Origin of the sequence: Brevibacillus brevis, from assembly GCF_900637055.1 — a bacterium.
Classification (GTDB): domain Bacteria; phylum Bacillota; class Bacilli; order Brevibacillales; family Brevibacillaceae; genus Brevibacillus; species Brevibacillus brevis.
The window spans coordinates 6717724-6726998 of sequence record NZ_LR134338.1; the positions used below are offsets into that span (position 1 = coordinate 6717724).

Annotated in this window: 10 protein-coding genes; all 10 read right to left on the bottom strand. The window is 46.8% G+C overall.

Annotated features, from left to right (window positions below; translation table 11 throughout):
• Positions 1 to 170: 170 nt before the first annotated feature.
• The 10 genes from EL268_RS32535 to rpmH all read right to left on the bottom strand — a co-directional run bounded on the left by EL268_RS32535 (position 171) and on the right by rpmH (position 8692).
• Positions 171 to 734: an MgtC/SapB family protein gene (locus EL268_RS32535; protein ID WP_106656927.1), complete on the bottom strand. Its 564-nt coding sequence runs from the start codon at positions 732 to 734 to the stop codon at positions 171 to 173.
• Positions 735 to 946: 212 nt separating this feature from the next.
• The gene (gene rsmG / locus EL268_RS32540) at positions 947 to 1663 is read right to left on the bottom strand and encodes a 16S rRNA (guanine(527)-N(7))-methyltransferase RsmG (RefSeq protein ID WP_106656928.1); all 717 of its coding nucleotides are present in this window, start codon (positions 1661 to 1663) and stop codon (positions 947 to 949) included.
• An 11-nt stretch (positions 1664 to 1674) separates the two neighbouring features.
• Entirely contained in the window at positions 1675 to 3573 is a 1899-nt protein-coding gene (gene mnmG, locus EL268_RS32545) for a tRNA uridine-5-carboxymethylaminomethyl(34) synthesis enzyme MnmG (RefSeq protein WP_106656929.1), read from the bottom strand.
• Positions 3574 to 3589: 16 nt separating this feature from the next.
• The gene (gene mnmE, locus EL268_RS32550) at positions 3590 to 4966 is read right to left on the bottom strand and encodes a tRNA uridine-5-carboxymethylaminomethyl(34) synthesis GTPase MnmE (RefSeq protein WP_106656930.1); all 1377 of its coding nucleotides are present in this window, start codon (positions 4964 to 4966) and stop codon (positions 3590 to 3592) included.
• Between the two features lie 288 nt (positions 4967 to 5254).
• Positions 5255 to 5884 carry an RNA-binding cell elongation regulator Jag/EloR gene (gene jag / locus EL268_RS32555; RefSeq protein WP_007720132.1) on the bottom strand — a complete coding sequence of 210 codons (630 nt, stop codon included), beginning with the start codon at positions 5882 to 5884 and terminating at the stop codon, positions 5255 to 5257.
• Complete coding sequence (yidC, locus tag EL268_RS32560; protein WP_106656931.1) at positions 5881 to 6639, bottom strand: membrane protein insertase YidC; 759 nt, start codon at positions 6637 to 6639, stop codon at positions 5881 to 5883. The genes jag and yidC overlap by 4 nt, the downstream gene beginning before the upstream one ends.
• Before the next feature lie 38 nt (positions 6640 to 6677).
• A complete protein-coding gene (gene yidD / locus EL268_RS32565) occupies positions 6678 to 6902 on the bottom strand; it encodes a membrane protein insertion efficiency factor YidD (protein ID WP_205669431.1) in 225 nt (74 codons plus the stop codon).
• A 4-nt stretch (positions 6903 to 6906) separates the two neighbouring features.
• Positions 6907 to 7287: a ribonuclease P protein component gene (gene rnpA / locus EL268_RS32570; protein ID WP_106656932.1), complete on the bottom strand. Its 381-nt coding sequence runs from the start codon at positions 7285 to 7287 to the stop codon at positions 6907 to 6909.
• A gap of 140 nt (positions 7288 to 7427) precedes the next feature.
• Positions 7428 to 8396 carry a nucleotidyltransferase domain-containing protein gene (locus EL268_RS32575; protein WP_106656933.1) on the bottom strand — a complete coding sequence of 323 codons (969 nt, stop codon included), beginning with the start codon at positions 8394 to 8396 and terminating at the stop codon, positions 7428 to 7430.
• 161 nt (positions 8397 to 8557) lie between these two features.
• The gene (rpmH, locus tag EL268_RS32580; RefSeq protein ID WP_007720125.1) at positions 8558 to 8692 is read right to left on the bottom strand and encodes a 50S ribosomal protein L34; all 135 of its coding nucleotides are present in this window, start codon (positions 8690 to 8692) and stop codon (positions 8558 to 8560) included.
• Positions 8693 to 9275 lie beyond the last annotated feature (583 nt).

Here is a 9275-nt window from a genome sequence, read left to right on the forward strand (position 1 = left end):
CCTATCGTACATACTGCTTAACAGACTCTTCTTGCCCATCCGGTCGGTTTGTAAAATTTCCTTTGACCTAATCTTCTTTCCCTACACGCTTTCTTCAGGTTCATTTATATATATGTAATTCTGCAAGATTCGTCCAATTCCTGCTAGCGAAAAACGTTTCACGTGAAACATCAATCGTGATCTTCGGCATAAAAATCGCGATCGTCACGGTGCTTTGACCTCTCATCACTTCCAATGCTCTCATCAGTAGGATGTGAAATCTTGGTGACAGAAAACAATCGAGGAAAAAGTCTATGAAAGTCTAACGTCAGGTACGAAAAAATCGCGGCAACAATCGCAGCGACATACATCCCTGCACTGAACATTAGACCAATGGCTGAAGCAACCCACATCCCTGCTGCCGTCGTCAGGCCTTTCACCGAACCATTGAATTTAATAATAGCTCCTGCTCCCAAAAATCCCATGCCCGTCACGACTTGTGCAGCTACCCTCCCCGGATCATGATTTACGCCACTCGAAGAAAAACCGTATATAGAAGCTAGTCCAAAAAGACACGAACCAAAGCAAACGAGACTATACGTTCGAAAACCAGCACCTCTTTGCCTACTCACATCCTTTATAAATCTCTCTCGCTCCCATCCCATGATGGCACCTGCTAAAAAAGCAAGAAAGAGCCGAAGCAATATGGTCGGGAGTTCTGGCGGAAAAAAGGAGGAAAGTACTACTGCTTGCATAGTCTAATCACCCTCTCATACGATGTCATTCTTTCGAAGGAGCTAGTACTATGTATATGCCGAGTTGTAGACTCCATGAGCCAAGAAGCAAACCTGAGAGACTACTTTTGAGGCATACTTTCCATTTCATCACGAACGGGCAGTTTCATTTGCACTTTCCATACGAAAAAAGGCCGCAGCACGTGGCTACGACCCTCTCTTATGACTGACTCCTATACTAACGGCTTTTTCGCAGGAACTCCTGCCTTGCGCGGATAGCTTTTCGGTGTCGCTTCTATTTTTTCCATGATGACAATGTTACGCTCTCCCGCTTCCTCTAGAAGCTGGAATGTCTCGACCTTTCTCGTCTTCCCACCGAGTGTCTTGATTGCCTTTTTCGCTTCAGCAAGCTCTGGAGTAATCTCCGCGCCCTTGAGAGCGACGAAGTGTCCTCCGACTTTGGCAAAAGGAAGGCAGAACTCCGATAACAGATTGAGTCTCGCAACAGCACGTGCCACTACGAGATCAAACTTCTCCCGATACATCGCTTCTTGTCCACGATCCTCAGCACGCCCATGTACAGGATTCACGTTCTCCAGACCCAGTTCCTGTGCTACATGCTGCAAAAAGCTCATACGCTTGTTCAAGGAATCAATGATCGTCATTTTCAGATGCGGGAAGCAAATTTTCAAAGGAATGCTCGGAAAGCCTGCGCCCCCACCGATATCTACAACGGATTGCACCTGGTCAAATGGGAAGTAAAAAGCCGGTGTAATCGAATCATAAAAATGCTTGTTGTACACTTGCCCCTCTTCGGTAATCCCGGTCAGGTTCATCTTCTCATTCCATTCCACCAGCAGGCGGAAAAAATGATCAAACTGCTCCTTCTGACGATCCGTCAAAGAAATCCCCTGAGCTGCAAGTACCTCGGCAAACTGTTCTTTCGTCATAGCTTTTCTCCTTACTCGGCTACTCCCACGCGTTTGTACTCCAGATATACCATCAACACGGAAATGTCTGCTGGAGTAACTCCTGCGATACGAGCCGCCTGCCCGATGTTCAACGGACGAATTTTGGTCATATTGTCGCGGGATTCCTTGGACAAACCGGAGATTTGGTGGAAGTCAATATCCGTTGGGATGCGGCGCTCCTCCATTTTTTTCATCCGCTCAACCTGTTGCAAAGACTTTTTGATGTAGCCATCGTATTTAATCTGGATTTCAACCTGTTCGGTCACATCCTCTGGCAGTGCTTCCGGTGCAGGGACCATTTGAGCAATGTGGCTGTAGTTGATTTCCGGTCGACGCAGCAGTTGAGCCAGTTCGATGACATCTGTCAGTTCAGGAGAGCCTGCGTTGCGCAAAACCTCTTGGACATGTGCCATTTCAGGACGTACGCGCGTGTTGGCCACACGTTCTTTTTCTTGCTCGATCAGCTCGCGTTTTTGGTTAAATCGATGGTAGCGCTCTTCGCTAATCAGACCAATTTCATGGCCGATATCCGTCAGGCGCAAGTCCGCATTGTCATGACGCAGCAGCAAGCGATATTCTGCACGAGAAGTAAGCAAACGATAAGGCTCATGCGTTCCTTTCGTAACAAGGTCGTCAATCAAGACACCGATGTACGCCTCTTCTCGCCCCAAAATAACGGGTGGTTTCCCTTGAACGCGGCGTGCTGCGTTAATTCCTGCCATGAGACCTTGACCCGCTGCTTCTTCATAGCCAGAGGTGCCATTGATTTGTCCTGCTGTGAACAAGCCAGGCAAGATTTTGGTTTCCAAAGAAGGCCAGAGCTGCGTTGGCACGATCGAATCATACTCAATCGCATAGCCAGGACGCATCATTTTGACTTCTTCCATTCCAGCCATGGAGCGCAGCATGGAAAGTTGAACATCCTCCGGCAAGCTGGTCGACAAGCCTTGTACATACATTTCTTCAGTATTGCGCCCTTCTGGCTCCAAGAAAATTTGGTGACGCGGTTTATCGTTAAAACGAACTACCTTATCTTCAATCGAAGGGCAATAACGCGGGCCCGTTCCTTCAATCATTCCTGAATACATAGGAGCACGATGCAGATTGCTATTGATGAGTCCATGCGTTTCTTCATTTGTATATGTCAGCCAGCAAGGAAGCTGATCCATAATAAATTCCGTTGTTTCATAAGAAAAAGCGCGCGGTACCGGATCACCAGGCTGAATCTCCATTTTGGAGAAATCCACACTGCTGCTATGAACACGTGGAGGCGTCCCCGTCTTGAAGCGTGTCATTTCAAAACCGAGTTCCTTCAAATGATGTGCCAGACGAATGGACGGACGCATGTTGTTCGGTCCACTTTCGTATTGGAGATCTCCGAGAATGATCTTTCCACGCAAATAAGTTCCAGTTGTCAACACGACGGATTTGGCCATGTATCGTGCCCCAGTCTGTGTAATAACCCCTTCACAGACTCCATCGTTCACGATCAGCTCTTCCACCATCGCTTGACGCAGGATCAAATTCGGAGTATTTTCAATCGTTTTCTTCATTTCATGCTGATAAGCAAATTTGTCTGCTTGTGCGCGCAAGGCATGCACAGCAGGTCCTTTCCCTGTATTCAGCATACGCATTTGGATATGGGTTTTGTCAGTATTGCGTCCCATCTCTCCACCAAGCGCGTCCAATTCGCGTACGACGTGGCCTTTTGCCGGACCACCTACGGAAGGGTTACATGGCATGTACGCCACGGCATCCAGGTTGATCGTCAACAGCAATGTACTGCAGCCCATACGTGCAGCCGCCAATGCTGCTTCCGCTCCGGCATGACCGGCACCAATGACAATGACGTCAAACGAGCCCGCTTCATATGCAGGTACAACGTTCATTTTTTGTCCTCCTCTATCACTTACCCAGACAGAACTGGGAGAAAATCTGGTCAATCAAATCTTCGCCGACGCTTTCTCCGATGACTTCCCCAAGCAGCTCCCACGACTTTTTAATGTCGATCTGAATCATGTCTACTGGCATCAAATCATCGATTCCACCCAATGCTTCATCTATGGCTCGTTCTGCCTGACGAAGCAGTTGAATATGTCTGGCGTTACTCACGTAGGTCAGGTCATCCTGCTGCACTCGGCCACTGAAGAAAATCTCCCCAATTGCCTGCTCCAGAAGATCGATCCCCGTCTCCTCACGCGCAGACGTCATAATCAACGGCTGCTGAGGGAAATGACGCTTGATCTCTTCCAAATCCACTTTTTGCGGCAAGTCGAATTTATTGACAATTACAATCACATGGAACCCTTTTGCCGCTTCAAAAATCGCGTAATCATCAGCGGAAAGAGGCTCATTGTAGTTGATCACGAGCAACACGAGGTCAGCCTTTTGCAGCAGCTGTCTGGACTTCTCTACCCCGATTTTCTCCACGATGTCCTCTGTATCGCGAATTCCTGCGGTATCGATGAGTCGCAAAGGAACCCCCCGCACATTGACATACTCTTCGATGACATCGCGTGTCGTTCCCGCAACGTCAGTCACAATCGCTTTTTCCTCTTGGACCAGACTATTTAATAGAGAGGATTTCCCTACATTCGGACGGCCAATAATCGCGGTCGACAAACCTTCACGCAAAATTTTTCCTTGCTGTGCGGTCTGCAACAGTCGTTGGATCTCACCTTTAACCTCCAGGCACTTTCCTCGCAAGAAATTTTGTGTAAACTCCTCAACGTCATGCTCTGGATAGTCCAGCGTAACTTCTATATGGGCCATCGCTTCAATCAAGTTTTGACGCAGCTGCCGAATGAGCCTGGACAGCTTCCCTTCTACTTGATTCAATGCGACCTTCATCGCTCTGTCTGTTTTCGCCCGGATCAAATCAATGACGGCCTCAGCCTGAGACAAATCGACACGTCCGTTTAAGAACGCACGCTTTGTGAACTCACCTGGCTCCGCCAATCTTGCCCCATTATCTAAGATTAACCCCAGAACCTTTTCAACGGAAACGATTCCCCCGTGACAGTTTACCTCAACTACATCCTCCCTCGTAAATGTACGGGGAGCCTTCATTACAGAAACCAGCACCTCTTCCACTCGTTCACCTGTGTTTGGCTCATACAAGTGCCCATAATGAATCGTATGGCTGTCCACAGTGGACAACCGCTGCTTTCCTTTATATATCTTATCCACAACTTCGATCGCTTCCGTACCGCTTACTCGGATCACGGCAATACCGCCTTCACCCATCGGTGTTGCGACCGCCGCTATTGTATCGAATTTCATGCTGTTCACCTCAAGCTTTCCACTCTTACAAGTCAGCCACTAACTTACTAGCATAACAGATCGTCTAGAAAAATTCCAAAAGAAAGTGCAGCTCATCCATATGGCTAATCACCTAATAGGAAAAAGCAACCTTATCTCCAAGGTTGCCGTCCATTTTGGTTATCCACAGTATAATCATTTTCGCAAATTCTCAGCCATTTGGTCAATTATCCACAGTGGACAACTTTTTGAAGAGATTGTTCAAAATGCCGTCGCTTGCTCCATTTCTGTAGGTAAAAAAAAAGAAGCCTAGCGAGAGGCTTCTTTCGGTGCAATCACGATATAACGATTTGGCTCGTCTCCTTCACTGAAGGTAACCACATCCGCTCTCTTTTGCAAGAAGGCGTGGATTACTTTCCGTTCAGCAGCAGACATTGGTTCCAGACGTACATCCCGTTTGGTCGATAACGCTTTTTTCGCCACACGATCTGCGAGCTGCTCCAATGTTTCCTTGCGACGCAGCCTGTAATTTTCGGCATCCAGAGTGATACGTACATGTTTGTCCGCATGACGGTTCGCTACGACGTTTACGAGATACTGTAATGAATCAAGAGTTTGTCCCCTGCGGCCAATAATGATTCCCAGATTGGTTCCCTGGATGTCAAACAGCATGCCCTCTTCATTTGTACGCGTCTCCACTTTGGCATTCACCTTCATGTTCGACAAAACGTCTTGAAGAAAGTCACGTCCCTGTGCAACCGGATCAAAGTGAAATTCTACTTGCACTTTAGCGTCCTTTGCCCCAATCAGTCCAAACAATCCTCTGCTTGGTTCCTCTAGAACTTGGATCGTTGCCCGCTCACGCGGCACTCCCAATTCCAGCAAAGCTTTTTGCACAGCATCGTCGATCGTTTTTGCCGTAGCTACCACCTTTTTCACTTGGAGGCTCCCCCCTTAGGAGTAGGCATATTTCCTTTATCACGATACAGGAAGTAGGTTTGTACAATGGTAAACAGGTTACCGTATACCCAGTACAGAGACAGTGCTGATGGCAATGTAACGGCAATCGCCAAAATCATCAGCGGCATCATGATGATCATCATTTGCATTTGTGGATTTCCTTGTGTTGCCTGACCCATCATTTTGGACTGCAGGTACGTCGTAATCGCCGCAACAATCGGCAAAATGTAGTACGGGTCTTTTTCTCCCAACGTCAGCCACAAGAATGTTTGGGAGTTAATCTCAGTCGTACGGATGATCGCATGGTAGAACGCGATCAAAATCGGCATTTGTACCAACATTGGCAAGCATCCAGCCAACGGATTGACACCGCTCTTCTGGAACAAAGCCATTGTTTCCATTTGCGCTTTTTGTGGATCATTTTTGTACTTGTCACGGATTTTTTGCATCTCCGGTTGAATCTCTTGCATTTTCTTGGAGCTCTTGATTTGCTTGACCATCAATGGAAGCACAATGATTCGAATGATGATCGTTGCAACCAGGATACCCAGACCGTAGTTGTTTCCGAGTATCAATGCGCTCTCTTTAATTAGCCAGGACAGTGGATAGACAAAATACTTGTCCCAAATGCCGGTTGCGTCAGGGCCAATTGGTGCAGCAGCTTGGGGGTTACAGCCCGACAAAACTAGAACCAGCATAGTCAGCATAAGAATGCTGAGTGTACGTCTACTCAAGGGTGATCCTCCTTTTCCCCGCTTCAATTGAGGTAATCTTATTTGTGCTGATCCGGGACTGGATCATACCCGCCCGGGTGGAACGGATGGCATTTCAAGATGCGACGAAGGGCCAACCAGCCTCCCCTCCACGCTCCAAATCGACGAATCGACTCGATTGCGTAATGGGAACAGGTGGGCGCGAATCTGCATGAAGGTGGTTTATACGGAGAAATCATCAGTTGGTATCCCCGAATCAACCAAACCATGATCTTCACCATCATCGTTTCACCCTCTTTTTCCATCTCTTTTTCCATTATGTACGGGTGCCTGTTTGATCACTTTGGCTCGCTTCATCACATGTAACAGAGATTGCTCAATGGCTTCAAGCGTCATCGCTTCCACACCCGGACGGGCGATGATGACGAGATCGAGACCGACTGGAATAACAGACTCCATTCGAGCTACTGCTTCGCGTATAAGTCGCTTGACTCTATTGCGGACAACAGCATTGCCAATTTTTTTACTGACGGAAATCCCAGCACGAAAAGCCGCTTGTCCCTCTTGCTTTGCTGAATACAAGACAAACTGCTTATTAGCAGCAGAACTTCCTCGTTGAAACACAGCTTGGAATTGCTCATTTTTTTTGAGCCGGTGTGAACGATGCAAGGTAAACAACCCCTAACATCACAATTATAGTAGAAAACGTACACAGCATCTACCAGTATATCCTTGTTTCGTCCACTTTTTTCCCCTAAGTATACTAGGTTTAGAACAAAATCAAAAATTCAGCGAAAAAATATAGGCTTTCAGCCAATTTCCGCGATGATTTCTGCACTGGCATGGCGCAAGTCAGAGAGCAATTGCTCATCCCCTTGGAAAAAGCCCAATTTTTGAAGGGACAAGGAAAGCTTGGCAGGCAGATCCGCCCAATGATTCTCCAGCCATTCATCAGAATCCACGCTATGATATAACCAGATCGCCTCTGAAAATAATAAAAACCCGGCCATATCAAGCTGATTTCTCTCCTGCAATCTCTGAACCTTCCTCTTTACTAACCAATCATTTTCAGCCGCCAGCACAAACTCGATCCCCTCTTTCTTTGACCGTAGATGAGCCCGATAGTCCGCTAATAGCACGAGTGCATCCTGTACATCTTGATTGCTCCTGTATGTCTCCTGAAAAAAGCCATCCATGCCGTCCGAACGTCCCGCTTTCTGTAACAACTGATACAACTGTGCATCACTCAATGAATGCCCTTCGAAAAAGGCACTCATTTGCAGCGCGCCGATCCAACCTGCCCATGCAGCCAAATAAGCAGAGTAAGGAAAGCCTTCCATTAAGGCCGCCTGCGCCTCTTCATGGAACGCATCTACCTCCGCCTTTGCCTGTGCAAACATTTTCGCTTTTCCAGCCGGGGAATCCATATAGGCGCACATGTCATTCATCCAGGAAATGAAGCGATCCTCTGGGTCCAGAACAACCTTTGCTTCCTTTAAGTAACGCCATGCCCATGGATTCTCGTATACTTCTTCATCTGTAGGAGCAGATTGGACCTGCAGCTGTATCATATGCCCTCTAAACAGACGATTTTCACAGGAAGGATCATCTTCTCCCTCCACAAAGATATGTAAATCGAGGTCGCTGTACGCGTCCGCTTCTCCCCTCCCGACAGATCCACCCGCATAGGCACATACCAAGTTAGCTTGAGGCCATTCATCAAGAAACTCTCGCGCCAACGATATAAAAAAGTCGGTTACGTCCTTGCTTTGCTCCATTGGCCTCCTCCTGTCTCTTCAATAAATAGTAGGATTTTCGGTAGCTAGGTAACGATTATCCCTCAAAAGGTTTCCACACCGGAGAAAGCCTTCCTCTTTTTATGAGAACAAAGAATTTTCAGACATATGTAGACAAACAAAAAGGCCACTGAAAGTGTGGCCTAAGCGGAAAGAACTTTTCTACCTCTTTGACGACGAGCAGCCAAAATTTTACGGCCATTTTTTGTGCTCATGCGCTTACGGAATCCATGATCCTTTTTGCGCTTGCGGTTGTTAGGATTGAAAGATGGTTTCATTACGTATACACCTCCGTCTTGCAAAGACATTCTTTTGCATTATAAGAACATATGCCTAAAAAGTCAAGCGAGAGTGGAATTTCATTACCAAGGCAAATATCCCCATAAAACTATTTCCCAGAACTGTGGATATCATTTTATCCACAAAAACAGATTTCGACAAGTTTATCTACAGCTTGTACACAAAATATAGGGATGTGAATATGTGGGGAGTACCAGAAGTAGTGTTTGTGGATAAGTATGAAAAAACCATTGATACCATGCCTTATATCTGTTATTATGTTTTTGTTTTGAAGCGTGAATAACTCCGATACGTGAATCGGTTTTTCCACAGGGTGTGGATAAGTTTGTGGACAGATTCTTTCCTATGTGTATGTCGTTACTCACAGGATTGAGGATAACCGTCTGCTTTTTTTCACTTCTACGAGCGGAATCCCTATATTTCGACTTTTTTTATCCACAGTCGCTTCATTCGGCTGTGTTGACAATTGGGTCACAACATAGCAGGTTTTGCACTTTTTCTCGATCATTATGGATCGGTGTTTCATCAATTTTTCGGATGGTCCAGAGGGAGGGATTCTGG

Bases quoted from the DNA above. Each gene is read 5' to 3' on its own strand.
- EL268_RS32535 (WP_106656927.1), bottom strand. From the start codon at position 734: ATGCAAGCAGTAGTACTTTCCTCCTTTTTTCCGCCAGAACTCCCGACC.
- mnmG (WP_106656929.1), bottom strand. From the start codon at position 3,573: ATGAACGTTGTACCTGCATATGAAGCGGGCTCGTTTGACGTCATTGTC.
- rpmH (WP_007720125.1), bottom strand. From the start codon at position 8,692: ATGAAACCATCTTTCAATCCTAACAACCGCAAGCGCAAAAAGGATCAT.
- mnmE (WP_106656930.1), bottom strand. From the start codon at position 4,966: ATGAAATTCGATACAATAGCGGCGGTCGCAACACCGATGGGTGAAGGC.
- yidD (WP_205669431.1), bottom strand. From the start codon at position 6,902: ATGATGGTGAAGATCATGGTTTGGTTGATTCGGGGATACCAACTGATG.
- rsmG (WP_106656928.1), bottom strand. From the start codon at position 1,663: ATGACGAAAGAACAGTTTGCCGAGGTACTTGCAGCTCAGGGGATTTCT.
- EL268_RS32575 (WP_106656933.1), bottom strand. From the start codon at position 8,396: ATGGAGCAAAGCAAGGACGTAACCGACTTTTTTATATCGTTGGCGCGA.